Raw genomic sequence first — 25,751 nt, 5'->3', positions numbered from 1 at the left:
CCTTTTTCACCAGCCGCACGGACTTTCATCCTCCCATCCAACTCCTCCTTCCCTCCGGGGAAGGATACGGATTGTTCCGTGCGCGTGATTGACTTGTCCGCGGCCTTCGGGCAAAATCTCCGGCACGGTTTTACTGCATGAAGATCTTTGACAGATACATTGCCCGCCAGCTGCTGGGTGTTACGGCCCTGGGGGTGATGGCCCTGAGCGCCCTGCTGCTCCTGGGCAACCTGTTCAAGGAACTGCGCCCCCTTCTGGTGGAAAACAAGGCGCCCATCAGCATCGTTCTGGAATTCATCTTCCAGGTAATACCCTTCTCGCTGATGTTCTCCATTCCATGGGGATTCCTGACGGCCGTGCTGCTGGTATACGGACGCCTGGCCTCGGACAACGAACTCACCTCCATGCGCATGTCCGGCATGAGCCTGTGGCGTCTGAGCGCCCCCGCCATCGCCATCGGCATCGCCCTCTCCGGCCTCTGCTACTGGATCAACATAGACATCGCGCCCCGCGCCAAGCAATCCATTTCCGAACTGCTCATCAAGGCCGCCTCCATCAACCCGAAGGGGCTTCTCAATGAAGGACAGGCCATCACCAAATTCGATAATCTGGAAATCTACATTGACAAGCGCGTGGACGACGTCATCCACGGCATGCACATCTATCAGAAGGCGGACGACAAATCCCCCGCCGTGGCCATGCACTCGGAACGCGTGACCATGGACTTCTCTCCCGAGAAAAAAACCCTTTACCTGCACCTCATCAATCCGCTCATCACCACGCAGGAAAAGGACTCCATCTCCCAAAGCGTGACCATGGATGAAATGCCCCTGAGCATCAACCTGGACAAATCCCGCTCCCGGCGCATCAAGGCCAACCGCTTCACCAACCGGGAAATCAGGGAAGCCCTGAACACGCCCGGCTATCTGGATAAAAAACAGACCACGGAATTCGCCACGGAACTGCCCAGGCGCGCCTCCTTCTCCCTGGCCTGCATCGTCTTTGCCCTCATTGGCGTGCCCCTGGCCATCAACACCCGCAGAAAAGACACCTCCACGGGATTTGCCCTGGGCATCCTGATCGCCTCCCTCTACTTTGTGGCCCTGATCTTTGCGGACCTGTCCCGGAAAAGCGACACGATGCTCCCCTACATCCTGCTATGGCTTCCCAACGTCATCACGATCGCCGTGGCGCTGTACCTTCACAATCAGGCCAGGCACAAGGGATAAGCCCCCGGCGGAAGCGCCCGCCGTTGGCGCGGAATTAGCTTTCACAGCTCCGGCCCTTCGGGTAACATGGCGCGCATGCAGCACGTCCCCACCATCGCCATCGTAGGCAGGCCCAATGTCGGGAAATCCGCCATCTTCAACAGAATGGCCGGAAGGCGCATCGCCATCGTGCATGATGAACCCGGCGTCACTCGCGACCGGCTCTCCGCCCCCTGCAAGATTACGGACCGCGCCTGTAAAATCATGGACACGGGCGGCATCGGCGCGCGCCTGACCGACGGCTTTGCGGAACAGGTGGCGGCAGAGGCGGACATAGCCATGAAAACGGCGGACCTCATCCTCTTCGTGCTGGACTGCCGGGACCACCTCACTCCCATTGACCAGAGCATTGCGGACCACCTCCGCAAGTCGGACGTTCCCGTCATCCTCCTGCTCAACAAGGCGGACCATGAAAAGCAGGATCTGAACCTGGGAGAATTCGCCGGACTGGGCTTTGACGACCATATCTTTCTCTCCGCCGCCCACGGCAGGGGCTTCTCCGAACTCGCCTCCCGGCTGGACGATTTCCTCAAACAGGAGGGCGCCCCGCTGAAAGAAGAACTGGAGGAAGAACCGGAAGAAGGGGAGGTCGCCGCCCCCCCATCAAGGTGGCCGTCGTTGGACGCCCCAACGCGGGCAAATCCTCCCTGGTCAACGCCATCCTCCAGGACAAGCGCACCATCGTTTCCGACGTGGCGGGCACCACCCGCGACGCCATTGACGTCCCCTACCTGCACGACGGCCAGCCCTACGTGCTGATCGACACCGCCGGCATGCGCCCGCGCTCCCGGCGGGACACCTCCGTGGAAGTCTTCTCCGCCATGCGCAGTGAAAAAGCCATCCGCCGGGCGGACATCTGCCTGCTGGTCATTGACATTGCGGCAGGCATCACGCAGCAGGACCGCCGTATCGCCGGCATCATTGCGGAGGAAGGGAAACCCTGCATCATCATCGTGAACAAATTCGACCTCTTCCACCCGAATGCCCCGCGCAAGGACCGCATGGCGGAAGTGGAGGAACAGGTGCGCAGGGAACTCTTCTTCATCAACTATGCGCCCTTCATCGCCACCTCCGCAAAAAAAGCGGAGGGCGTGGAAATCATCTTCAAGGTCATCACGCGCATCCGCCGGGAATCCCGTAACCTGCCCACCACCGGACAGCTCAACCGCCTCATCCAGCTTGCCCAGCAGATGAACCCTCCCGGCACCGCCAGCGGCTCCACCAGAAGACTGAAAATCTACTACGTCACCACGGCGGTGGACCCCAAGTACAACACCATTCCCGTCCCGCGCTACGTCCTCTTCGTCAATGACAAGAACCTGCTCACGGACAGCTACTCCCAGTACCTGCGCAACAAAATCAGGGAAGCCTACCCCGCTCCCGGCATCCCGGTCATCTTCTCCGCCCGCTCGCGCGTGCGCAATGACTGACAATCCCGCCTTCTCCGCATGCTCTCCGTCAGGAACCTCAGCGCCTCCTTCCACACCAGGGCCGGCATCGTCCGGGCGGTGAGAAACGTGTCCTTTGACGTGGCGCCGGGGGAAACGCTCGGCATCGTGGGGGAATCCGGGTCCGGAAAATCCGTCACCTGCTACTCCATGATGGGGCTCATCCCGATGCCTCCGGGCCGCATTGAAAGCGGTTCCGCCATGCTGGACGGCACGGACCTGCTTCATTGTCCGGAAAAGGAACTCCGTTCCATCCGCGGCAAGCGCATCTCCATGATCTTCCAGGATCCCATGACCTCCCTCAATCCGTACCTGACCATCGGGGAGCAGGTGGCGGAACCCCTCGTCATTCATGAGGGAGCCGGCAAAAAGAGGCGCGCGACCGCGCGCTGGAACAGCTTGCCCTGGTAGGCATACCGGACGCTGAACAGCGCATGGACGCCTATCCCCATCAATTCTCCGGCGGCATGCGCCAGCGCGTCATGATCGCCATGGCCCTTATCACCAGGCCGGAAATCCTCATTGCGGACGAGCCCACTACTGCCCTTGACGTCACCGTGCAGAAGCAGGTGCTTGACCTCATCAGAAAACTTCAGCAGGACATGGGCACCTCCGTCATCCTCATCACGCATGACCTCGGCGTGGTGCGCCAATATGCGGACCGCATCAACGTCATGTACGCAGGCCGCATTGTTGAAAGCGCCCCGGCGCGGGAGCTTTTGGAACATCCCCGGCACGCCTACACCAGGGCCCTGATGAAATCCATTCCCGGACTACATGCGAAAGGCTCCCCCTCTACACCATTCCCGGACTGCCTCCCAACATGATGCAGGAGCCTTGCGGATGCAGCTTCCGCCCCAGAAATACCCTCGGGAACCCGGAACTCTGCCTGACGGACCGGGAACCGGAGCTGGTGGAAATATCTCCGGGGCACTCAGTCCAGAACTGTCCGGGATGCCTGGCCGGGAATCAGTAAAACCTTGGGAGAAGAATAGGGCCTATGGGGCTCACAGGAAACTTTAGGGATTATAGGGAATTCCCATCATCACCCCTATCACCCCTATCACCCCTATCACCCCTATCACCCCTATCACCCCTATCACCCCTATCACCCCTATCACCCCTATCACCCCTATCACCCCTATCACCCCTATCACCCCTATCACCCCTATCACCCCTATCACCCCTATCACCCCTATCCCTTCTCATCCGGCTCATTCTTTCCCTCATCCCCCCTTCTCCAAGAAACTTCCCCTCCAAAAACCTGAGCTGCCGCATTAATAAATACTTGGCCTGAAAAATCAGGCAAATGGCCATATTGGCCACCACCTCCGGCGGCCTTGTCCGGGCCAGTTCCAAAAAATAATCCCGGGCCAGACATTTATCCTCACCCTTCTTTCTGACAAAAAGGGACTCTCGTGAATCCTTTTCCCACACGGGAAAGCCTCTCACTCTCAAAACGTATTCATAATCAGCCAGTAATTCATCCAGACTGGCTCTGGCTACATTCATCAGCTTGATTTCCGTTTCCATGGAGACCAGCCCCGCCTCCTTTCCCTCCGCAATATTCTGCTTTCCGGAACGGGCAGCCTGAACCATCTGATCAACCGTCCTGTCGCGAGAAGACAAGTACGCCTTACAAAAATAATAGGTCAGATCATAAATCTGCTCCGCCTTTCTGTAGGAAAGCAGAGACCGGTAATCGCCGGAAGGGCGCAACAGGGAAGCCATGCGTCCCAGCCTAAAACCCGCAACAAAAACAATCAATATTTTTATAAAAATTACCAACATGGACCCCGTCCACCAGCACATGGTTCGCCTGAATGGCCACGGGCATCATCAGCCTGCCGGAAACGTCCGCCTCCATCTTCCCCCAATGGATGAGGGGAAGGTACTGCCCCCGGAACACCCTGTAGGCGCTGGCCACCTGCGTAAACGGAATCCACGGCAGGCAGCTGAACACGGCAATATCCGTCCGATGGCAGGGATTCGCCCGGGCCGGAGCCTGCTTGGCTGCCTGAATGAGCGGAACGGCATGCTCCAGAAAATCAGCCAGCTCCGCCCGGTACTCTACTAAAATCTGGGTGAATTCCCCATCCTTAGCCAGCACCGGAACCAGGGCGTCCACGGATTCATACTCCCACACCTCCCCTTCCTCCACCCTCTGGCGCAGTTGGGGAATCTTATTCACCGCCTTCAACAGCACAAACAGGCACAGGGCGAAAAAGGAAATCCCCTCCTGTTTCGCATAATGGTACAAGGCATCCACCCGCACGGGAGACGTGATGGAAAACATGGGACATTCAAACGTCTGGAAATACTCGTAATGGGACCTTCGCGGCCAGGAAGCGATTTCTATTTTCTTTTTCATGCACTTATTTTCTATTCCAGGAAGGCTCTCCATAGATGTTTTTGCGCTTTTGCTCCGGCAGCAAAAGACTGAACAGGACGGGAGCAGTCAAGACAGCTATGCCCGTAAATATTCCCCCTACAAGATCCCAGCAAAAGGACATTGCCAGAAACTTTCCCTTAAAAGAACAAATCAGGACTGCTATCCATACCGGCCAGATGATCGCCAACCAGCCCCCATCCAGCCCGGCATCATGAAAACGTCTGACGCCCAGCGCAATGAAGCAAAACAAGAAGAAAAACAACAGAAACAACCCCGACAGAAGAGCAAAAAGCATCCCAAAAGGAAGAGGTTCAAAAACATCGCAGGCTCCACAAAAACAAACTATCCAGACGAGAGGAGCAGACGCCAGAAGTGCGCCGTAGGTAACAGCCGCCTCCCGGCGCGAGGAACGGGACTGCATCACCAGCAGGGAAAAAAACCACTTAAAACGACTTCTTCTGCCGCATTTCCATATTTTGCCCACTTTCATCCATTCCCCGGTTCCGGAATACCGCTCCTTGAGCAACTTCCATTCCGGCGGAGTTCCCGGAATGTCTCCTATCCATATCCAGTCTTCCGAACGCTCCTCCCTGACCATCAGTCCCAGCGGTAATCCGGCATAGCGGACTTCCCTGACCAGGAAATCAAAATCGGACGGCCCATGCAATTCCCCATCCGGCGTATGGTAATAATAACGTTTCACAATCACTCCTTTCCTTCCGTTCTTTCCCCGGTTCGCCCGGAAATGCCGGACCGGCTGTTGGCGGGAACACATCCCAGCGCAAGCGGCGCCAGGGAACAAAACAGAAACATGCAGAAAAACATGGCGCCGCAAATTAAAAGGGAGGCATTCCCTCCCGCCGCAGCCCGCGCCCATCCGTACACATGATAAAAGCCCGTCTCCGCACATCCCAAGGAAGCCGCGTAAACGGGAACCGCCCAGAGGAGGCCCAGATCAAGATCACGGAGCCTGCGAAAAACAAGTCCCAGGCATGGAACAAGCATGGCCGCACTCAAACACGCCAGGTTTATTCCATGCTCAGCCGTTACCATAAAACGCGGATGAATACTCCCATTCACCGCGGCCCAATATCCTGAAAAAACCAGCGTCCCCATGCACACGCCATAAAACAGCCACGCATATAAATATGAGGCGCTGGAAATGCGGCCGGACCAAGAAAACAACCACCTCCATCTTGCCGCCATCCATTCAGGCAAGCTGAACTTCCTTTCAGAAAAAGGACCAGGACTGGAAGAAGACAGATTCACGGGAAAGCCCTTTCAGTCAAACACGCATTACGGGGTTTGTCGATATTATCCTCCCTTTCCGGCGAAAGGAAAAATCCCCGGTTCTTCTCTGTCCGGGAAACGGAACGGTCATACCTCCGGGGGATGACCGTATTGATTTTCCTTCTTCGTACCGGGAAACAGGCCCAGCAGCGCAACAACCCAGGTTCCGGACAACACGAAAACGGCCACTCCCATTCCTCCTGCCGCCATTACTCCGGCCTTTCCTGCATGTGCCATGAACATTCCCCACGCATCAGACTGGAACAAACGACCAAACAACCATTCTACCGGCAAACTGCCAGCCAGAAGGACAAAAGGAAGAACAAACGACCAACCGCCCGCCAGGGACAAGTCATGAAGCCTTCTCCAACACAAGGCAAAGAATTGAAGGACAATTAGCAACCCCAGCAACAATCTCAAGAGCAGGAAGATGAAGAACAAACAGGAAAACACGTCGATTCCCGGCATCAGGGGAGGAAGAGCAAGCCCCAGCAGAATCTGGGCAACCGCCAGCCCCAGGCAATCCGCCAGCGTCATGGACAGGAAAACGGACAGGCATTCCCGCCGGGAAGCGCGTCCGGAAAAGACGAATGCCATTCTCCATGATCTCCGATAATAATACCGGAGACGCTTCCAAAACGACAGACCGGCTACCTCTTCCGGCGGAACAGACATCACGTTCGGATAAAATCCGGTTCCCGTTTCCCTTTTCACTGCCTCCGCCAGGGCAACCCATTCTTCACCATCCACTGGACGAATCATCAAATGATCAGGCAGACCGCCCCATTTTACCTCACAGGCCAGAAAATCCAGTTCAGCAGGACCATGCAATTCTCCATTCCGATCATGGTAAAAATATTTCATTCTAAAGTATACAGCTGATCCTATTTGCTTAATTTTCAGCAATCAATACTTTTTTCGACAAATATAATCCAGAAGGCCCCCTACCCCTCCCGGACGGAAAGCAAGTCCGTCACAGACGCGCGCTTCATGCGCCACGCAGGCAGAAGGCACGCCAGGGAGGAAAGGGCCAGCACCAGAAGCACCGCATACCCCAGATGGGTCCAGGGCATCGTGACGGGAGGAGTGACGATGCCGAAGTGATAGCCGTATTCCAGAATCTGGATGGAGCACCAGGCTCCCAGCACGCCCAGGGCCAGGCTCATGACGACGGCGCACAGGGAGACCATCAGCGTCTCCGCCCAGAGCATCCGCATCACCATGGCGGCCGGCACTCCTACCGCCCGCATCAGGCCGAATTCCCGGCGGCGGGACTGCACGGAGGCCAGAACAGTATTGAGCACGGCCAGCACGGCAATCACCATCATGATGATGGGAAGCTTGCTCATCGTAAAGATCACGTCGTCACCGCGGCTGGTGACGCTCCCCCAGGCTTTCCCGGGTCAGGGCCTTCACCAGCGGCTTCACGCCTTCCCCTTCGTTCTCCTGCTGCCGCACCTTCATCAGGGCGTATTCCCCCAGGTCGTTCTGGAGCTCCAGGTTGCTTACCCCGGGGGCGGTGTCCCCCCAGATGAACTGGAACCCCTGATGGCCGTATTCCTCCTTGAGCCAGCGTTCATCGGCAATCGCCAGGGCCGCCACAAAGCCGCCGCGACGCACGCGCATGCCGCTGGTCTTGGTCAGCCAGTGCCAGCCGGGGAAGGAGACGACTCCCGCCACCTTCCAGGGTTCCCCCTGCATGCCGGGGCCTCTGCCCCGTCCGTGAGCTCCGGCAGACGGAGCATTCCCGGAACGGCGCCCCTGATGGGACGGATTCACCAGCATCAGGTCATCCCCGGCCTTCAGCCCCACCGTCCGGGCAAAGGTGTCCGGAATCAGCAGGGAACGGGTGGATTCCAGCATGGCATAGGCTTCCTGCGGGTTGCCGGAAACGAACACGGGCCTGAACAGGGGATGGCTTCCCTGAGCCATCTCCGCCACGGGAATGCCGGCCAGCACGATGGAGCGGTTGCGCATTCCGGAAAAACCTGGGGTCTTCATCTGCGCCGGGGCAATGTCCGGTTCATCCACGTAAATGGGATACATCCGCGAATTACGCAGGCTGGGCCGCGCCATCAGCTCCGGAACGTCCGCAGGCTTGAACTCCGTATGCAGGAAGGAAACCAGCGTTCCGGGCGTGGACGTATCCGGAGAGAAAGGAACCAGCATGGAATATCCCCACGTCTGCACCCCTACAAAGAGGGACAGGCCCACGGACATGGATACGGCGGTTCCCACGGAACGGCTGAGGTTGCGGCTGAGCTGCACTTTCAGGAAAGAATGCGGCACGCGCAGCAGCAGCCCCGTGATCCATGATCCGGCCCACTCCGTCACGCGCACGAAGGCGGGAGCCAGGAACAGCGCACCGGCCACCAGGCCGGGATACCCCAGCCAGAAAAAGATCCACTTGCGCGTCTCCACCTCCAGGCCCGGCAGAAGCAGGGCCGCAGGCTGGAGGCACACGCACGCCAGCCCGGCGATCACGGACCACACGGGAACGCGGCTCACTTTCCCGATGAATCCGGAAGAGGGCACGGCCGCTTCCAGCGGAGACTGGCGGGAAGCGCGCCATGCGGGAATGATGGAAGCCAGCAAGGCCCCCCCACGGCGCACGCGGCGGCAGCCAGCACCGTCGTCCAGGTCAGGACGGGGACCGAGGAAGAACCTTCCTCCAGAAGGTACACCAGGCAAAAGCCGGCGGCCAGGCCGCCCAGCAGCGCCGGAATGCACAGGAAAAGCCCCTCTCCCACAATCAGCAGCGCGATCTGCATGCGGCTCATCCCCAGCGCACGCATCAGGGCCAGTCTGCGGGTGCGCTCGCTGACGCCGATGCTCAGGGTCGTGAAAATGATGAAGACGCAGGAGAACAGGACGAGCCAGACAGACATCTCCGCACTCTCCTTCTGGGAGCGCACGGAACGGTCGCTGGAAAGCCGCTGGATAATGGAATCCGTATCCGCCACCACGGCGGAGGCCTGGGCCAGCTCCTGCCGGAGGCCGTCCACAAACTCCTTTTTGTCCACCCCTTCCTTGAGCTGAACGTAAATCAAATTGGGGGCAAAAGGCTGGCCCGTGATTTTTTCACACACCTTTACGGGCACAAAGAGGGAGGAAAAAGCCGGTCCGGACATGCCGCCCGGTCCCATAATGACGCCGGGGGTAGCCTTGGCCTGCTTGACGATGCCCACGACCTTCACGTCGTACACGTGCGTTCCCACGCGCACGTTCATGACGGTTCCCACGCCCGCGCTGAAATACTTGGCGCTTCCGCTGCCCAGCACCCCCTCCATGGCGGAGGAGGAAGCCATATCCGGCCAGACGCCTTCCTTCAAATCATAAGGACATTCCACGGCATGGTTCCCCACCAGGATGGGGCTCTGCGGAGGAATCCCCATGCGGTCGCGCGTCTGCTCGTCAAAGCTGCCGCGTTCATTCCCGCAGCCGATCTGGAGGCGGGGCACCTGGCAGGCGGCGTTCACGGATTCCACCAGAGGGGAGGCAGCCAGGCGAGCGGCCAGATCCGGATCACTGAACCGCGGGTACTGCCCGGGGAAGCGGCCCTTTGGGCGCCTCCGGCACCAGGCAAAGGTCATAGCTGCCCATGTAGGCCTCCGCGTCGTTATCGAACTCCTTGACCAGCGTATCATAGCTCCCCATCATCCAGACGATGAGGCTGACGGAGACGAGGATGGCGAACACGCTGACCGCCACCCGGCCGGGGTTGGCGCGCAGGTCCCGCCAAATCAGTTTGAACAGCAGCGTCATAAGGCGTCATTCAGCGTGCGTTCATAGAAGGAGGACAATTCTACAGGTCCGGCAAATTCCGCCGTGGGCCTGTCGTCCACGATGCGGCCGTCCTTGAGCACAATCACGCGGTCCGCCCACATGGCTACGTCCGGCGCATGCGTCACCAGCACGAAGGCGCAGCCCTGCGTACGGTGCAAATCCCGGAACAGGTCCCCCATGAGCCGGGTGTTTTCAGAATCCAGATTGCCCGTGGGTTCATCCGCCAGCACCAGCGCCGGGCCGGAAACCAGCGCACGGGCAATCGCCACCCGCTGCTGTTCCCCGCCGCTGAGCGTATCCGGCATGGCGTGCCGGCGGTGGGACAGCCCCACTTTTTCAATCATGGTGTCCAGAGTGGAAGAGGCCACTTTTTTGCCCCCCGCCAGGGAGGGCAGCAGGATGTTTTCCTCCACGTTCAGGGTTCCCACCAGGTTGAACATCTGGAAGATGAACCCCACGCGGTCGCGCCGGTACACTGTCAGGGCGGCATCAGACATGGAGCCGAGGTCCAGCCCATCCACCGTCACCGTGCCGGAATCCGGAGGCAGCAGCCCCCCCAGCACGTTCAGCAGGGTGCTTTTTCCGGAGCCGCTCGCGCCCATGACGGCGACGAACTCTCCCTGGTTCACGGTAAGGCTGATGTCTTTCAGCACGGCTATGTCCTCGGAACCGGACTTGAAGCTGCGCTTGAGGCGGGTGACGGAAATGACGGGGGAACTCATGGCTGGAAGGAATGGTTAGAAGGCAGTCTTCACGCCTACTTCAAACGTGCGGGGCTCTCCCACCGTGCACTGCACGGCGTGGCGGGTGGACTGCACGTACTTCTTGTCGAAAATGTTGTATACGGCCAGCCTCAGGGTGGCATCCTTCAGCCATTTGGTTTCCGGCAGGGGGATTTCCACCGTGAAGTCAAACACGCTGTAGGAAGGTATGGTATAATTATCCGCAATCTTTGCACCGCGGAACGTGGCGTAGTAGGAATCCTTGCAACGGTAGCCCAGGCCCAGCACCGTGCCGTTCAGCAGGCCGCCGTCAATGCGGTATTTCTGCCAGAGGGCCAGCGCATTCGGAGCGATGGTGGGATACACTTCCCCGGAGGTCCGGTTCTTGGTGCGGGTGTAGGTGTAGGAAAGGTAGGAACTCCAGTTCTTGGTGATTTCCCCGTTCAGGGAAAGTTCCACGCCTTCCGCCCTCTTGGAGCCGTCCGAATAGTACCGGTTGGTATATCCGTCTATGGCTACGGGAGTGTTATTCTGGATGATGTCAAACCAGGAAGCGGAGAACCACACCTTGTCCACCGGGCTGACCCGGAAGCCGAATTCCATCTGGTCCGTACGCCAGGAATCGGTCAGTTCCTTCCCGTTTTCATCCAGATACCCGAAATTGGGGGCGGAAGTACGGGCCGCATTGGCGAACAGAGCTACGCGCTCACCGAACATGCGGGTAATTCCGAAACGGGGGCTCCACGCAAACGCGTAATTATTGTCCAGGCTGAAATGCGCGTCCCCGCGCACGCCGGCCAGGAAACGCCACTGTCCGTAGCTAAGGACATCCTGCAGCAGGACGCCCGCCCGCTGAACCACGGTATCCGTCGCATTGGCTCCGGAATAGTCGCGCCCGGCGGGAAAAAGGGCGGAGGATTGTACAGGGAGAAATAGCCGTTCGTGTTCGCGGTAGCGTTCGTCACCAGGCTGGAACCGTCGCCATAGGTGCTGCTCCCCGTGTAGGAAACGCCCATCAGGGCTTCATGCTCCACCTGTCCGGTCTTGAACTCCGCCAGCGCGTTGGAATAGAAATTCCAGTTGATGTTCCACTCGTCGCTCCACGCGGCTTCGTATTTGGCCTTTCCGGAAGCAATCATCTGGTTGTAATAATCCTCCGTGCTCATTCCGCGTCCGGCGGAAGAAGAAATGCCCCAGACATTGTAGTCCACATCGCTGTACCCCATGCCGCCGCCGATGCGGATTGTCCAGACCTTCTCCAGCTTGCGCTCGAAATCCAGCATCGCCAGCAGGGATTTGGCATTGAGCCTTCCGCTCGGAGAACCGTACCAGGCGTCATACGGCCCCACAAAGTGGCCGCCCAGCACGGGGATGCCCATCGTCGTCGGCGAATTCTGGTACTGGAAACTGGTCGTCAGCACCGTCTTGGTACGGGAATCATGCTGCCAGCGGAAAATGGGGGAAACCGTGTACTTCTGGCCACCGTTGGCTCCGTTGCTCAGCCAGAACGGGCGTTCATACTCGGCGGCTACCACCGTGCGCAGGGCAAAACCGTCCGTTTCATTACCCCTGTACCGGGTGTCGTCAATAGTTACGCGGTACTTCTGCCCATGATGGGAAAGACGGGCGTAAGCCGTCAACTCCGTTCGTTCCTCAAAATCAGGCGCCTTCAGGATCAGGTTAATGGAACCGCCGGCGCCGTATGCCCCGAGCGTACTGGTCTGGCCGCCGGAAATGGACCCGATGGGGCCTTTGACAATTTCAATATTTTCTATCAGGGACGTATCCATGCCGTATCCCATGCCGCGGGGAAGAGGCATGTTGCCTATCTGCACATCGGTGCCGGCAAAACCGCGGATGGTGTACTGGTCCGCCGTGCGGGACAGCAGCATGTCTCCCCCGTATTGACGGAGGAATCCATGCGCAGGGCCTCCACCAGGGAATCGGAACCCTTGGAATCCATCAGATCCCGCGTAATAACGTTTACCGTTTGCGGAACTTCTTCCGTCTTCATGTTCGTGAGGGTGGCGGAACTGACCGTCTCCGCCCGCAGGGACTTGGAACGGATGGTCATCACGCGTTCCGGCATTTCCTGCACGCCCTCCTCTGCGGCGGCGGGTTTAGTCTCGGCATAGGCGGACTGCCCGAGGACAAGCAGGCTCCCAATGGCGGCGGCACGGTGCAAACCGCGCCCCTGGCGGCGGCGGCGAGGGGTATTCATGTTGGATAAACGCATGGGGCAAGTATAAAACGGAACATCGGGCCGTCCATCCCGGATTGTTAACAATTTGATAACAGGCTGTTCCTTTCCCTTCCTGCAAAGGCACATCCGGCAGCAGAACGCCCCCGGCGCCTCTCACAGGCCAAGAGCCTGCGCCCGGCTCTCCGCCGCGGCCTTCAGCCATTTCCGCAGCGCCTCCTTGTCTCCGGAGGCCAGCCGGTTCCGCACCTCCCCCAACTGGGACAGGGCTTCGTCCAGCCGGTCCAGGACGGCGGGGGCATTCTCCGTCAGGATTTCCGCCCACATGGACGGTTCCCCCATGGAAACGCGGGTGGTATCGCGAAAACCGCCGGCGGACACCAGCCCCAGCAGCTTCACATCCCCCCCGTCCAGGGCGGTGTGGACGCACAGGGCGGACAAGGCATGCGGTATATGGGAAATGCGGGCTACGGAAGAATCATGGTCCGCCGCTTTCATGCGGATGCAGTGGCAGCCCACGCGCTCCCAGAACCGCTGGAGCAGCAGCAGCATGTCTTCATGCACGTGCTCGTCATTGGTCAGAATGCACGTGGCGTCCCGGAAAAGTTCCCCGGAGGCATGCTCCATGCCCTGCTTTTCAGAACCGGCCATGGGATGGGAGCCGATAAACGCCACGCCGGTTTCCGTCAGAGCGGAGCCCACGGACTGGTGGACGCAGCCCTTCACGGAACCCACGTCCGTCACCAGCACGCCCGGTTTCAGCAGGGGGAGCATTCCGGAAACGAGGCGGGACATCACGCCCACCGGGGTAGCCAGCACGACCAGGTCCGCGCCTTCCACCACCTCTTCCAACCGGGTGGAGGCGGCATGGGCGGCTCCGGAAGAGCGGGCATATTCCAGCGGCTCCTCCCTCCTGCCCCACAGGCGCACGTGGACATGCGGCAGCTGCTTCCTGACGGCAAGCGCCAGGGAACCGCCCAGAAGGCCGGGGCCGAGAATGGCTACGGAGGAAAAGGAAAGCTGTTTTCTGGAAGCTTCGCTCATGGTTTCACAGGGGGTAGAATACACCAGCGCCCCGGAACATACAGCATGTTCAGGGGCGCGGGCATCATCTTTTCGCGGCGGCCGCATCAGGGCACGCGGAACTTCTTGATCTCGTTCGGGAAGTTGGTGTCCCGCAGCACGGTACCGGAAGGGTAGGGCTTGTTGGTGCCCCGGTTCAGAATCTTGATCTTCTTGGTGCGGTCATACGGGCTGACCACCACCGTGGGGTCCGCCGTGGGCCACGCCACGGGAATGGAGGAGGCAGTGGAGGGCTCCACGGGCCTGGGAGCGGCAATGCCGGAATTGGCAGAGTCACTCACGGGATTGGGAACGACAGGCTTGGGCGCAACGGGCGGCGGAGGCGTGATATTGTTGGTGCCTCCCACCATGTTGCCGATGGTGCCGGAATTGGTCTGGGCCGGATCCGGATTGAAGCCGGAATTCTGACCCGCTACCGGATCCAGAGAATTTTCACGCTGAATCTCATTCAACAGGCTGCTGCCCTGGGCGCCCATGGCGCCGGAGCCGGACGGATAGACATTTTCCGTAGGATAAATGCCGATGGGGCGTTCATTCACGCGTTCCGTTTCACAGGAAGGCAGAAGGATTGCGCCTGCGGCCAGCAGCACGCCTATCGTCTGGGAAGTATTCATATGATCTCTCTTCGGGTGATAGCTTTCTGCCAGCATCCTACGGCCCCCTACCTTCATGTCAACCATAAAGCCTGTTTGCCGAACCGCTTCATGACAAGGATTCTCCGGCTTCCGGCCCCTCATCCGTGCAAAGCCGTACGGGGCTGCGGCGCTCCACGGGGGTTTTCAGGCCCGGTGGCGCGTCCTCCGCTTCACTGCGGGAATACACGCTTTCACCTCCGTCCGGCCATGGCCGTTCCACCGTCCCCGCATCCTTTTCCTTTCCAAAAATCGGGAAAAAGCCTCCTGCACGCCTTCCCCGGAGCGCTCCGGTACGGAAACAGATTATCCTTCCCTACCCCCTGTGATTTGCTACAATCCGCCCCACATGGATGACGTACAGACATCTAAGAAAAAAATGCCCTCAAAAAAGGAATGGAGGGGCTTTTATTCCCTGATTCTCATTCAAGCCCAGAACGCCTTCAATGAAAAAGCCGCCCAGTTCCTGCTGATTCCCCTGGGCGTCTGGCTGGCCGCCAACAGCGCCGTGTACGGGCCGGACTCCTGGGTCAACTCCCTCCAGTACATCCTTGCCTGCATCTTCGTACTGCCCTACATCCTGTTCTCCCCCTTCGTCGGCTGGCTGGCGGACTGCTTCTGCAAGGCCCGCATCATCCAGTTCATGTCTTTCCTCCAGATCCTGGTGCTGGGGGCCATGTTCCTGTGCTACAAGTATGAGAACATTGAAATGGCCGTCTTCTGGTTCTGCGTCTTCTCCGTCCAGGCGACCATCCTGAGCCCGGCGAAAAAGGGGGTGGTGAAGGACATGGTGGGCTCCCGCCAGCTTGGCTACGCCTCCGGGCTGATGGAAATGAGCCTCATCCTGTCCATGCTGGCGGCGCAGATCGGCATCTTCGTCTGGTTCGACATCCTGCAAGTTTCCTCCAACGACGGCTGGGAAGCCGCCGCCTTCCCCACGCTCATCCTCACCTGCATCGCCGTTCCCGTAGCCATTGCGGCCCTGTCCCTTCCCCGGTACCCGGCCAACCAGACCCGGAAATTCGAGTGGAAGCTCTTTTACGAGCACTTCGTGCAGCTCAAGTACCTGTGGAGTCAGCGGGACCTGAGGCTCAGCGAAATCGGCGTCTCCTACTTCTGGTTCCTGGCCGGGGCCCTGATGCTCATCTCCCTCCAGATCGCCCAGGAGCACCCCATTGACGGCACCGGATTCAGCATGTCCGCGGCCATTCTCATGGCGTGGCTCAGCGGCGGCACGGTGGTGGGCGGCGTCATAGCCTCCATCATTTGCCGTAAAAAAATTGAACTGGGCCTCATCCCCCTGGGCGCGATCGGCTTCACTATCGGCTGCATCTTCCTGTCCTTCTTCGCTCCTGGCTCGCTGCCCAGCAACATCGGCTTCGGTATCACGGGAGCCTTCGCCGCCGCGTACCTGGTGCCGCTGAACGCTCACCTCCAGGACAACTGCAATCCCTCCAACCGCAGCACGGTCATCGCCGCGGGCAACCTGATGGACTGCCTGATGGGCCTGGTGGCCGTCGGCTTCCAGCTCATGCTCAGGAACATCTTCTCCATCCAGAACCAATTCTGGGTGCTGGCCGCCCTGGGCGTGGTCATCACGATTGTGGCGTTCCGTCTCATTCCCCGCGAATTCATCCGCATGATGGGCCTCTGGATCATGAGGATCGTCTACCGCTCCCGCATCATCCACCAGGACCGCATTCCGGAGGACGGCGGAGCCATCATCGTCTCCAACCACGTCACGTACGGGGACGCGCTGTTCCTTTCCCTCATCTGTCCGCGGCCCATCCGCTTCATCGTGGCGGAGGAATTCGTAGCCATCCGCTGGCTCGGCTGGATTCTGGAACTCTTCAACTGCCTCCCCATTTCCTCCCGGAATCCCCGGGAATCCCTGTCCAAGGCCATTCAGGCCCTCAAGGCCGGAGAAGTGATCTGCATCTTCCCGGAAGGCCAGCTCACCCGCACGGGCACCCTGTGCGCCGCGCGCAGGGGGCTGGAAATGCTGGCGAAAAAATCGCGCTGCCCCATCGTTCCCATCTACATGGACGAGCTGTGGGGGAGCATCTTCTCCTACTCCGGCAACCGTTTCTTCTCCAAGGCCCCCCTCCATGTCCCCTACCGCTTCACGGCCGCCATCGGAGAACCCATTGCGCCTGATGCCGTCAACCCCCGCATCGTCATCAACACCCTGCGGGAGCTCTCCTCCACCTGCCTGGAAATTGCCGCCAGCATCGGCAGGGACACCATCCTGAACCACCTGGAGCGCATCGCCCACAAGCCGCTCGTTTTAGCAAAAAACGCGCGGCTCACCGGGTATGAAATAGCCGAATGCCTGATGAACGACACCGTGGAGGCGGACCACCCGGAACTCAGGAAGTGGCTGGCCACCCTGCTGGACAGCTCCCGCTCCCAGAGCCGCCTGTGCGACTTCTGGATGAACGCCCAGCAATTGGAGCGCGTGAACTCCCTCCAGCCCCGGGAACTGCTGCTCACCAGCGTGGGGCATGACGAAGTGCATGAAACGGTGGCATCTGTCCTGTGGCCCATCCTCACCAGCACCCCCGTGTACCTCATCAGCGACGGAGACCACAGCATGCCGGAGGGCATCAAGCAGGTGACGGGCTCCGACTTCCTGCGCCGAAGGCTGTACAGCCTGGTTCCGGAAACGCGCACGCCGTTTTACGATTTCAGCGGCTCCGGAGACCTGGTGCTTCCCAACATCGGGTGGCGCCCCTGCTTCGCCACGGACCGCGGCATCATTCTGGCCATGTCCATGAAAAGGAGCGTCTTCAAGCTGGATGACGGCACCGTGCAGCTCGGCATGCGGGCCAGAACGCGAGGACGCCTTCTCCCGGGCTTTTACCTGAATCCCCCCCTCTCCAACGTTATCGCCGGGGCTACGCTCCCCACCCCATATTCCCTGCCGCCCAACCTGTATCTGGACGAGTCAGGCTTCCTGGCGGAACTCCAGTCTTCCAACCATGAACAGTAACTCATCATCCCGCCTCCCCATTCCGCAGTATGTAATGACGCTGGCGCATGCGGCCGCCCTGCGCTCGGAAGACCCCTACCGCAAGGTGGGAGCTGCCGCCCTGGATGCGGACAACCGCGTGATCGGCACCGCCTACAACGGCCTGTACCCCGGCTTCAAGGCACAGGACACCTTCTGGGCCAGCCGGGACGAACGCCAGAAATACATGCTGCATGCGGAAATCAACCTGTGCAGCCTGTTCCGCAGGGGGGAGGCGAAGGTGGTGGCATGCACCACGATGCCCTGCACCTCATGCATGCAGGCGCTGTGCGCCCATGGCGTTAAAACCATTTATTACTGCGAGCCGTATGACAAGTCCGAGGCTCCGGCCATTGCCAGCCTTTACGGCGTGGAGCTGATCCAGGTCACGGATTACCCGCTCAGCCAGCACTTTCCCCTCGTCCTGGACTGCTGATCTGCGGAAACTCAATCCCGGTGCACGCGGCACGTCCAGCCGGCCATGGGGCGCGGAACGCCGTCAATGGAGAAATCAATGTCCGGTCCGGTTTCCGTAACGGTTCCGGAGACAATCACGCCCGTGCTCCTTTCAGCATCGTCAAAGGAAATATTCACGTCCGCCATGGCGCAGGCGGCGCGGCTGTTGGAAGCCGGCACAATATTCAAAACCCCGGAATTCGCGCCTTCATTGAACCGGTACGTGTAAACCCCATCATACACGATTCTCGTCTCCATCTTGATGACGTCCACATCCCGTCCGCCGAACTGAAGCCTGAACAGCATGTCCCCTCCCTCAAAGAGGCTTACCTGCTGACCACTGAGGGAAACGCTCCCGTCATCCCCTGATTTTCCCGAACCGCCGCCGCATCCGCACAAAAGCCCGCACACTGTTACAGGAACCAAACACAAAACAGGGAAAATTTCTTCATGCCCGGAAAAATGCACAACCTGACAATATAAGTCAAGTTCACTCAATTATTATTACATTTTTCCAACATTTTTTAACATCATAAAAAAACCGCCTGTTTTCACAGGCGGCCTCAAGAAAACACAGGCGGCTGTCAACCCACCCAGTTCCAGGTGATGGGAACTTCAATATCGGGATGCAGGCTGTGCTTGACGGGGCAGCTCAGGGCGGCCTGTTCCAGCAGCTTCCTGTCCGGATGATCGGCTGGGAGGGGCACGGTGATGACCACTTCCAGCTTGCCGATGCGGCGCGGGTCAGCATTCATGTGCTTGCCCACTTCCACCGTCATGCCTTCCAGCTTAATTCCTTTGCGTTCGGCCACAATGCCCATGATCGTGCTCATGCAGCCGGCGAGCGCCGCGCCTACCAGGTCCGTGGGGGAGAAGGACTCGCCCTTTCCATTGTTGTCCACGGGGGCATCCGTGGAAAGCTTGGCCCCGGAAGGCTCATGAACCATGGAGCAGTGGAGGCCGCCCTCGTACGTCGTTTTAGTTTTTACCATGACCCTATTTTATACAAGGCGCCGCACCATGCAACACACAAACATTGAATCCCCCCTTTCTTTATGGTAACCGCCTTTGTTATGAGAAACTTTTTGAAAGCCGCCGCCGTTTCCCTGGGTATTTTTGCCGGGGAGCAGGTACGGGGGCGGCACAGGACTTCGGAGCCATGAACTTCGGCGGCGCGGGAGATTTTGGAACGCCCCAGGCATCCGGAACCTCCAAGGCTACAGTCACGTCCTACGGAGAAACTCCCTTCGTCATCGTGACGGAGCTGACTCTGCCGGACCACTGGCACGTCTACTACAAGAATCCGGGAACGGTAGGGCTGCCCATGGAAGCCGCGTTCAAAGCCGTTCCCGGCTTCCGGGTGGAAGGCCCCTTCTGGCAAATTCCGGAATTGGGGAAAGGACTCGTGGATTTTTACGGTTACAGCGGGAAGGCGAAAATGGCCTTCCGCGTGACTCCTGAGAAGGACGCCCCCGCGGAAACGACCTTCACCACCACCATGACGTGGCAAATGTGCGCGGAACAATGCGCCGCACCGGAGACCAAAGACTTCAGCGTGACGCTGAAACGCGGAGACGGACAGGCCGCCCCCGACGCGGCCGAACTGTCCGGCGGCATGGCGGGACTTTCCACCCCCGCATGGGCGCAGGGACTGAAGGCCCGGATTTCCCAGGAAGGAAAAACCGTCACCCTGCACCTCAGGACGAACGGGCAACCGGTTCCGGAAGATTCCGTTTATTTCTTCTGCGACCAGGGGGAAATCAACCCCACCACTCCCCAGACCTTCAAAAAACTGAATGGCTCCAACTACGAGCTGGCCATGCAGTACAATGACACCACGGACGGCCTTTACCCCAACAACCTGCCGGAAGCGGACAAAGGAAAACCGCTGGCCAGCCTTTCCGGCATCCTGCGCGCAGGGAAGGAAGGCGTCAGCATCACGGCGGACAACCGCCCCTTTTCCGAGGGAGCGCAGGCGGCGGCAACAGCCGCGGAAGCCTCCCCCGCGTCTTCCGGACCCGTTCCCGCGCCGCCGCTGATGGGACTGGGGGAAATCATGTTCTTCATGTTCATCGGCGGCATCATCCTGAACGTCATGCCGTGCGTCTTCCCGGTAATCGGCCTCAAGATCATGAGCTTCGTCCAGCTGGGAGGGGGGAACGGAAAAAAGTGCTGGCCCACTCCCTGACCTTCGTGCTGGGCATCCTGATCTCCTTCTGGATCATTACGGCCATCCTGATTGCGCTGAAAGCGAACATGTTCGACTGGGGCGCCCCTGCGGGACCCGGCATTTTCAGCAGTGAATTCTGGCTGGGCCACGGCGCGGAAGGCGTTGTGAACTGGGCCTTCTGGTTTGAAAACCCCTGGGTGAACTTCTGCCTGCTGGGCCTGATGCTCGCCATGGGGCTGAGCATGTTCGGTGTTTTTGAAATAGGCGTCAAGGCCACCACCATGGGCAACGACCTCCAGCACCAGAAGGGCTATGCCGGCTCCTTCTGGTCCGGCGCCCTGGCTACGGTCATTTCCACTCCGTGCAGCGCGCCGTTCCTGGGGCAGGCCATCGGCGCGGCCATGCTCCAGCCTCCGCTGGGCATCGTGCTCTGCCTGACCATGATGGGCCTCGGGATGTCCCTGCCCTACATCATTCTGGGAGCCTTCCCCGTTCTGACCAAATACCTTCCCAAACCGGGAGCGTGGATGGAATCCTTCAAGCAGTCCATGTCCTTCCTGATGTTCGGCACCGCCGCCTACTTCCTGTGGATTTACATTGCGTTCTTTGACGCGGACAACCATCCGCAGGACATCCTGTTCCTGTTCTTCGGCCTGGTGCTGTTCTCCATGGCCTTCTGGGTGTACGGCAGATGGTGCCCCATGTACCGCAGCCGGAAATCCCGCATCACGGGGGGCGTTTTCTTCGTGATTTTCCTGCTGGCCGGCCTGTACTACATGCTCCCCCGGAAGGAGCCGCCTGGTTCGGCCGCGGAGCGGATTCCGGAACAGCGGATTCCTCCGCAGCTACGGCTCCCGCCCGCCAGGCGGAAGGAAGCGTGTGGACCCCCTGGAGCCCGGAAGCCATGCAGGCCGCCCTGAAGGAGGGAAAGCCCGTTTACGTGGACTTCACGGCCCGGTGGTGCTCCACCTGCCAGGTCAACAAGGCGTCCTACACGGATGAAGTGCTGGCCGCCTTCAGGAAATACGGCATTGTCATGATGAAGGCGGACAAAACCCGCACGAACCCCGCCATTGACCAGGAACTCAAAAACCTGGGACGCACGGCGGTTCCCGTGAACGCCCTGTACCTGCCCGGCAAAAAGCCAATCGTCACCCGGGAACTCCTGTCCCCCTCCTACCTGCTGGAATTCCTGGAAACGGAAATGGACCGCTGAAAGCGGCCTTTTCCGCAGACGGAAACCAGTCCGGACCACAAAAGCAACGGCAAGGCGGACAAGAAACCGGGAAAACTCAGCCTTCCCGGTTCAGCAGGGGCATCAGCGCCTCCGCCCAGGCCTGGTAGCCTTTCGCGGTCAGGTGCACCTTGTCTCTGAACATTCCTTCCCGGAACGTTCCGTCCGCATTCAACAGGCGTCCGTTAATGGAGAGAATGGTGGTCCGGGGCAGTTTCAAACCGCGCAGGCGTTCATTGATCTCCTCCTGCCGCTTGCGGAGGGGTGCGGAAGGATCGGGACCGTAGGGCGTCACCTCCATCAGGATCAGACGGGTTTCCGGGAACCTCTTCAGCAGGCGCACGGCCACTTCCCGGATGCCCTTTACCGTTTCTTCCGCGGGCTGCTTCCCTTCCCACCGTCCGATGTTATTCGTCCCGGCCAGCAGAACGCAGTAACGCGGCGGCGTTTTGACTGCCAGCTCCGTATCCTCCATGCGCCACAGGATGCTCTCCGTCCTGTCTCCGCTGACGCCGAAGTTGACCGCCTTCATCGGCAGGAACACCTTCTTCCACCATTCCGCGCCTTCCTGCTCCCAGCCCTGCGTGATGGAATCCCCCACGAACAGGATGCCGCACTCCTTCCCCAGCAACTGCTCCCGGACTACCTTGTAACGGGCGGGAACCCAGTGCTGCGTGTTCATCCTGGGAACGTCCGGGGGATCCAGGACAATCCCTGCCGGGGGCTTCTCCGCAAAAACGGAAGAAAGGGACAGGAGCAGAAAAGCGGCAAGAAAAACGGAAGCTTTCATCTTCCCTGTAATACGCATGGACGGCAGGCCAATCTTTCCGGGGGAAAAGGAAAATCACTTTCCCAACGCCCTGCCAAGCACCTCCAGGGGCTGGGAGGACAGCTTCAGCTCCCGCACCAGGAACCGGACGACGAGCAGGCTTCCCAGCGCATCATACAGGGCGTCATGCCACCGGCGGCCGGGAAGCAGAGCATCCACGGAGGGGGTTAGCCCCAGGGAATCACACAAAGTGGACAGGGAATAATCCGGCAGGCCCGGCACGCACATCTTCCCGAGCGCCAGCGTATCCAGCCACGGCCCGAAGCCGTGCCCCGGAAAGCGGCGCAGGAACTTCCGTTCCGTGGCGGGGTTATGTCCCACCACCACGGCGTCCCCCAGGCGGGAACGGATAGCCGGCCACAGGGAGGGAAAGGAAGGCGCATCCGCCAGCATCTCCGTAGTAATGCCGTGCACCTGGGAGGCCGACCATAAAACGGGTTTGTCCGTAGAAATATAGGACGTCCACAGCTCCGGCTCCCCTTCCAGGGAAGGACAGGCGGCAATGCCTATCTGAACGGGCTGGTCCGTCTCCCCCGGGCCGCCCCGGCGGATTCAAAATCAATGGCGGCGAAGCGCAGGCCGCCGATCATGTCTGCGGGCAGAGTCATATCAGAACAACTCCAGCTGGGCGTACTCTCCGGTGGGCATATCGTCGTCCATGTCCGTATTCTTGGCCCTGGGTTCCGCCAGACGGGCGCGGTCCTTTTTCCGGGGCCGCGTGGAATTCATTTCCAGATGGGACAGGATGGCCTTGGCGCGGTCCACGATGGCGGCAGGCATGCCCGCCAGGCGGGCCACCTGGATGCCGTAGGACTTGTCCGCCGCCCCCTGCACGATCTTGCGCAGGAACACAATCTCCTCCTTCCATTCCCGCACGGCCACATTGTAATTCTGCACGCCGGCCCTGGAACGGGCCAGGTCCGTCAGTTCATGGTAATGTGTGGCGAACAGGGTGCGGGACTTCAACTCGTCATGCAGGTATTCCGCCACGGCCCACGCGATGGAAAGGCCGTCAAAGGTGGCGGTCCCGCGCCCGATTTCATCCAGAATAATCAGGGAACGCTCCGTGGCGTTGTTCAGGATCAAAGACGTCTCACTCATCTCCACCATGAAGGTGGACTGCCCGCGCGCCAGGTCGTCGCTGGCCCCCACGCGGCAGAAAATGCGGTCCACCAGGCCGATGTGGGCGGACTCCGCCGGAACGTAAGCCCCGATCTGGGCCATCAGCGTAATCAGGGCCACCTGGCGGATATAGGTGCTCTTGCCCGCCATGTTGGGCCCGGTCAGCAGGATGAGGCGGTTTTCCTCCGGTTCCAGAAAGGCGTCATTGGGCACGAACACGTCGCCGGAAACATTCTGCTCGATAACGGGATGGCGGCCGTTGACAATGCGCAGGGTCATGGAATTGTCCAGCACGGGGCGGCAGTACTGGTACTGCTGCGCGCCCTCCGCCAGCCCCAGCAGCACGTCCAGGTCCGCCATGGCGTCCGCCGTAATCTGGATGCCGTCAATGTGGCGCCCCACTTCCTCCCGCAGCAGCAGGAACTGTTCATACTCCACCTGGCGGGAACGTTCGTCCGCCCCCAGGATGGTATTCTCCATCTGCTTGAGCTCCGGGGTGACGAAGCGTTCCGCATTCACCAGCGTCTGCTTGCGCTGGTAGTCGGGAGGCACCTTGTCGTAATGGCTCTTGGTTACTTCAATGTAGTAGCCGAAAACGTTGTTGAAGCGGATTTTCAGGGAATCAATGCCCGTCCGCCTGCGCTCCTTCTCCTGGAGCTGGGCCAGCCACTCCTTCCCGTCGCGGGAAGCCAGGCGCAACTCATCCAGCCCGGCGTGGTACCCTTCCCGGATGATGCCGCCCTCCTTGATCGTCACGGGCGGCTCATCCACCAGGGCGCGCTGGAGCAGGTCCACCAGCTCGTCAAAGCAGCCCATGCGGGAGCGGATGCTTTCCAGCATTTCCCCGCTTCCGGGCAGGGATTCCAAATCATCCCTGAGCGCGGGAATGCGCCCCAGGGAGGAAGCCAGCGCCTGGAGGTCACGGGCGTTCCCTGCGCCCTGGGAAATGCGGCCCGTCAGCCGTTCCATGTCCCGGACGTTTTTCAGGCTCTCCCGCAGCTTGCTCATCAGGTAGGGTTCCTGCAAAAGAACGGAGATCATCTCCTGCCGCGCCTGGAGCTTTTCCAGGTCGCACAGGGGGTGGAGCAGCCAGTCCCGGAGCTTGCGCGCGCCCATCGGGGTGCTCGTCCTGTCCAGGGTTCCCAGCAGGGAAAGCTTCACGCCGCCGCGGGAATCCACCAGGTCCAGGTTCCTCTGGCTGGCCTGGTCAATCAGCACGGCGCTCTCCGTGGCGCGCACGGAAATACGGCGCAAATGGTCCGTGGGGCGGCGGAGCTGGTAGCCCAGGTAATGAAGCACCGCGCCAGACGCCCCCAAAGCGGCGGTCATCTCCCCGCAGCCGAAACCGTCCAGGGAATGCACCCGGAAGTGGCTCAGCAGATTGGGAATGGCCGTGGAAGGCAGGAACGTATACCCGTCGTAATAAAGCGTGGGATAGGCGCCGGGGAAGCAGTCCGTCTGCTCGTCGCTGATCAGAAGTTCGGAAGGATTGATGCGGGACAGCTCGTCCAGAAGCAGGTCCATGTGCTCAAACTGGGCCACGGAAAATTCCCCCGTGGTGTGGTCCACGCATGCCAGGCCGAAATGCTTTTTATCCTTATAAAGAGCCACGATGTAATTGTGGCGGGAGGAATCCAGCAGATTCATATCCGCCAGGGTTCCGGCGGAAATCACGCGGGTCAGCTCCCGCTCCACCAGCTTGCCCGGCTGCGGAATGGTGGTCTGCTCCGCAATCGCCACGCGCTTCCCTCCCTTCACCAGGCGGCCAATATACCCTTCCGCGCTGTGGTGAGGCACCCCGCACATCGGAATGCCGTGGCGCTTGGTCAGCGTCAGGCCCAGAATAGAGGAAGCCTCCTTGGCGTCCTCAAAGAACATCTCATAAAAATCCCCCAGCCGGAAAAACAGCAGGACGTCCTCCGGCAAGCCCTTCTTCATGCGAAGGTACTGATCCATCATCGGGGTGGAGGTAGGTCCGGAATTACTCATAAATAACGGTGAAAGAGTAATCTGATTGCGGCTGCAAGGCAAGATTGGAATCTTGTTAGAACCGGGCCGCCATGCCGCTTTTCCAAGGAAAAACCGGGGAGAGCGCCCCCAAATCCCTGG

28 protein-coding genes and 1 pseudogene are annotated in these 25,751 nt (G+C 59.9%); 9 read left to right on the top strand and 20 right to left on the bottom strand.

The genetic code is table 11. The features are described from left to right. Window positions 1-137 precede the first annotated feature (137 nt). The 4 genes and pseudogenes from PVA48_RS09365 to PVA48_RS09350 all read left to right on the top strand — a co-directional run bounded on the left by PVA48_RS09365 (window position 138) and on the right by PVA48_RS09350 (window position 3,692). Window positions 138-1,229, top strand: a complete 1,092-nt coding sequence (locus tag PVA48_RS09365; RefSeq protein ID WP_022397772.1) for an LptF/LptG family permease — start codon at window positions 138-140, stop codon at window positions 1,227-1,229. Between the two features lie 75 nt (window positions 1,230-1,304). Further along, window positions 1,305-2,027, top strand: coding sequence for a GTPase (locus PVA48_RS09360; RefSeq protein ID WP_423231645.1), 723 nt, complete (start codon window positions 1,305-1,307; stop codon window positions 2,025-2,027). After that, window positions 1,916-2,698 carry a GTPase gene (locus tag PVA48_RS09355; RefSeq protein WP_423232515.1) on the top strand — a complete coding sequence of 261 codons (783 nt, stop codon included), beginning with the start codon at window positions 1,916-1,918 and terminating at the stop codon, window positions 2,696-2,698. Before PVA48_RS09360 ends, PVA48_RS09355 begins: the two co-directional genes overlap by 112 nt. 18 nt (window positions 2,699-2,716) lie before the next feature. Beyond that, a pseudogene (locus PVA48_RS09350) lies at window positions 2,717-3,692 on the top strand (ABC transporter ATP-binding protein). Between the two features lie 50 nt (window positions 3,693-3,742). On the opposite strand, the gene PVA48_RS09345 reads toward PVA48_RS09350, so the two are convergent. The 15 genes from PVA48_RS09345 to PVA48_RS09275 all read right to left on the bottom strand — a co-directional run bounded on the left by PVA48_RS09345 (window position 3,743) and on the right by PVA48_RS09275 (window position 14,803). Beyond that, window positions 3,743-4,447 (bottom strand): four helix bundle suffix domain-containing protein, encoded by a 705-nt coding sequence (locus PVA48_RS09345; protein WP_423231644.1) that lies wholly within the window; start codon window positions 4,445-4,447, stop codon window positions 3,743-3,745. Window positions 4,448-4,457: 10 nt separating this feature from the next. Beyond that, window positions 4,458-5,087 (bottom strand): CatA-like O-acetyltransferase, encoded by a 630-nt coding sequence (locus tag PVA48_RS09340; protein WP_180975199.1) that lies wholly within the window; start codon window positions 5,085-5,087, stop codon window positions 4,458-4,460. Window positions 5,088-5,091: 4 nt separating this feature from the next. After that, window positions 5,092-5,817 carry a DUF805 domain-containing protein gene (locus PVA48_RS09335; protein ID WP_180976209.1) on the bottom strand — a complete coding sequence of 242 codons (726 nt, stop codon included), beginning with the start codon at window positions 5,815-5,817 and terminating at the stop codon, window positions 5,092-5,094. After that, complete coding sequence (locus PVA48_RS09330) at window positions 5,814-6,314, bottom strand: DUF805 domain-containing protein (RefSeq protein ID WP_418173379.1); 501 nt, start codon at window positions 6,312-6,314, stop codon at window positions 5,814-5,816. The genes PVA48_RS09335 and PVA48_RS09330 overlap by 4 nt, the downstream gene beginning before the upstream one ends. 171 nt (window positions 6,315-6,485) lie before the next feature. Then, window positions 6,486-7,262 carry a DUF805 domain-containing protein gene (locus tag PVA48_RS09325; RefSeq protein ID WP_022397766.1) on the bottom strand — a complete coding sequence of 259 codons (777 nt, stop codon included), beginning with the start codon at window positions 7,260-7,262 and terminating at the stop codon, window positions 6,486-6,488. Window positions 7,263-7,342: 80 nt separating this feature from the next. Then, a complete protein-coding gene (locus tag PVA48_RS09320; RefSeq protein ID WP_423231643.1) occupies window positions 7,343-7,759 on the bottom strand; it encodes an ABC transporter permease in 417 nt (138 codons plus the stop codon). 4 nt (window positions 7,760-7,763) lie between these two features. Continuing rightward, the gene (locus PVA48_RS09315; RefSeq protein ID WP_423231642.1) at window positions 7,764-8,993 is read right to left on the bottom strand and encodes a hypothetical protein; all 1,230 of its coding nucleotides are present in this window, start codon (window positions 8,991-8,993) and stop codon (window positions 7,764-7,766) included. Then, window positions 8,903-9,991 (bottom strand): ABC transporter permease, encoded by a 1,089-nt coding sequence (locus PVA48_RS09310; RefSeq protein WP_423231641.1) that lies wholly within the window; start codon window positions 9,989-9,991, stop codon window positions 8,903-8,905. Before PVA48_RS09310 ends, PVA48_RS09315 begins: the two co-directional genes overlap by 91 nt. Continuing rightward, the gene (locus PVA48_RS09305) at window positions 9,924-10,163 is read right to left on the bottom strand and encodes a hypothetical protein (RefSeq protein WP_423231640.1); all 240 of its coding nucleotides are present in this window, start codon (window positions 10,161-10,163) and stop codon (window positions 9,924-9,926) included. The genes PVA48_RS09310 and PVA48_RS09305 overlap by 68 nt, the downstream gene beginning before the upstream one ends. Further along, window positions 10,160-10,906 carry an ABC transporter ATP-binding protein gene (locus tag PVA48_RS09300; protein WP_102728491.1) on the bottom strand — a complete coding sequence of 249 codons (747 nt, stop codon included), beginning with the start codon at window positions 10,904-10,906 and terminating at the stop codon, window positions 10,160-10,162. Before PVA48_RS09300 ends, PVA48_RS09305 begins: the two co-directional genes overlap by 4 nt. A gap of 15 nt (window positions 10,907-10,921) precedes the next feature. After that, window positions 10,922-11,623, bottom strand: a complete 702-nt coding sequence (locus PVA48_RS09295) for a hypothetical protein (protein WP_423231639.1) — start codon at window positions 11,621-11,623, stop codon at window positions 10,922-10,924. Further along, a complete protein-coding gene (locus PVA48_RS09290; RefSeq protein WP_423231638.1) occupies window positions 11,605-12,798 on the bottom strand; it encodes a hypothetical protein in 1,194 nt (397 codons plus the stop codon). Before PVA48_RS09290 ends, PVA48_RS09295 begins: the two co-directional genes overlap by 19 nt. After that, window positions 12,732-13,127, bottom strand: coding sequence for a hypothetical protein (locus tag PVA48_RS09285; RefSeq protein ID WP_423231637.1), 396 nt, complete (start codon window positions 13,125-13,127; stop codon window positions 12,732-12,734). Before PVA48_RS09285 ends, PVA48_RS09290 begins: the two co-directional genes overlap by 67 nt. A 135-nt stretch (window positions 13,128-13,262) precedes the next feature. Then, entirely contained in the window at window positions 13,263-14,150 is an 888-nt protein-coding gene (locus PVA48_RS09280; RefSeq protein WP_180971616.1) for a prephenate dehydrogenase, read from the bottom strand. Between the two features lie 86 nt (window positions 14,151-14,236). After that, on the bottom strand, window positions 14,237-14,803 hold the full coding sequence (locus PVA48_RS09275) for a hypothetical protein (protein ID WP_102721878.1): 567 nt from the start codon (window positions 14,801-14,803) through the stop codon (window positions 14,237-14,239). Between the two features lie 397 nt (window positions 14,804-15,200). Between PVA48_RS09275 and PVA48_RS09270 the strand changes: the two genes are divergently transcribed. Further along, window positions 15,201-17,813 carry an MFS transporter gene (locus PVA48_RS09270; RefSeq protein ID WP_423231636.1) on the top strand — a complete coding sequence of 871 codons (2,613 nt, stop codon included), beginning with the start codon at window positions 15,201-15,203 and terminating at the stop codon, window positions 17,811-17,813. Then, a complete protein-coding gene (locus tag PVA48_RS09265) occupies window positions 17,803-18,267 on the top strand; it encodes a deoxycytidylate deaminase (RefSeq protein WP_022397758.1) in 465 nt (154 codons plus the stop codon). The genes PVA48_RS09270 and PVA48_RS09265 overlap by 11 nt, the downstream gene beginning before the upstream one ends. Window positions 18,268-18,278: 11 nt before the next feature. Here PVA48_RS09265 and PVA48_RS09260 read toward each other — a convergent pair whose 3' ends face one another. Continuing rightward, window positions 18,279-18,593 (bottom strand): hypothetical protein, encoded by a 315-nt coding sequence (locus PVA48_RS09260; protein ID WP_022397757.1) that lies wholly within the window; start codon window positions 18,591-18,593, stop codon window positions 18,279-18,281. Between the two features lie 278 nt (window positions 18,594-18,871). Beyond that, window positions 18,872-19,279, bottom strand: a complete 408-nt coding sequence (locus tag PVA48_RS09255) for an OsmC family protein (protein WP_022397756.1) — start codon at window positions 19,277-19,279, stop codon at window positions 18,872-18,874. A 167-nt stretch (window positions 19,280-19,446) separates the two neighbouring features. Between PVA48_RS09255 and PVA48_RS09250 the strand changes: the two genes are divergently transcribed. The 3 genes from PVA48_RS09250 to PVA48_RS09240 are packed head-to-tail and all read left to right on the top strand — an operon-like array spanning window position 19,447 to window position 21,673. Then, window positions 19,447-20,475: a protein-disulfide reductase DsbD domain-containing protein gene (locus tag PVA48_RS09250; RefSeq protein WP_423231635.1), complete on the top strand. Its 1,029-nt coding sequence runs from the start codon at window positions 19,447-19,449 to the stop codon at window positions 20,473-20,475. Beyond that, window positions 20,457-21,377 (top strand): hypothetical protein, encoded by a 921-nt coding sequence (locus PVA48_RS09245; RefSeq protein WP_423231634.1) that lies wholly within the window; start codon window positions 20,457-20,459, stop codon window positions 21,375-21,377. Before PVA48_RS09250 ends, PVA48_RS09245 begins: the two co-directional genes overlap by 19 nt. Then, window positions 21,335-21,673 carry a thioredoxin family protein gene (locus PVA48_RS09240; RefSeq protein ID WP_423231633.1) on the top strand — a complete coding sequence of 113 codons (339 nt, stop codon included), beginning with the start codon at window positions 21,335-21,337 and terminating at the stop codon, window positions 21,671-21,673. The genes PVA48_RS09245 and PVA48_RS09240 overlap by 43 nt, the downstream gene beginning before the upstream one ends. A gap of 76 nt (window positions 21,674-21,749) precedes the next feature. On the opposite strand, the gene PVA48_RS09235 is transcribed toward PVA48_RS09240, so the two are convergent. From PVA48_RS09235 to mutS, 3 genes are all read right to left on the bottom strand, one after another. Then, window positions 21,750-22,481 carry a GDSL-type esterase/lipase family protein gene (locus PVA48_RS09235; RefSeq protein WP_180975195.1) on the bottom strand — a complete coding sequence of 244 codons (732 nt, stop codon included), beginning with the start codon at window positions 22,479-22,481 and terminating at the stop codon, window positions 21,750-21,752. Between the two features lie 54 nt (window positions 22,482-22,535). Further along, window positions 22,536-23,006 (bottom strand): exonuclease domain-containing protein, encoded by a 471-nt coding sequence (locus PVA48_RS09230; protein ID WP_423232514.1) that lies wholly within the window; start codon window positions 23,004-23,006, stop codon window positions 22,536-22,538. Window positions 23,007-23,129: 123 nt separating this feature from the next. Continuing rightward, the gene (mutS, locus tag PVA48_RS09225) at window positions 23,130-25,631 is read right to left on the bottom strand and encodes a DNA mismatch repair protein MutS (RefSeq protein ID WP_249853131.1); all 2,502 of its coding nucleotides are present in this window, start codon (window positions 25,629-25,631) and stop codon (window positions 23,130-23,132) included. Between the last annotated feature and the right edge of the window lie 120 nt (window positions 25,632-25,751).

This window comes from Akkermansia sp. JRP_AM1, assembly GCF_049262625.1.
Lineage (GTDB): Bacteria > Verrucomicrobiota > Verrucomicrobiia > Verrucomicrobiales > Akkermansiaceae > Akkermansia > Akkermansia massiliensis.
The sequence above is the reverse complement of the archived record's forward strand: the minus strand, read 5'-3'. Positions and strand labels throughout refer to the sequence as shown.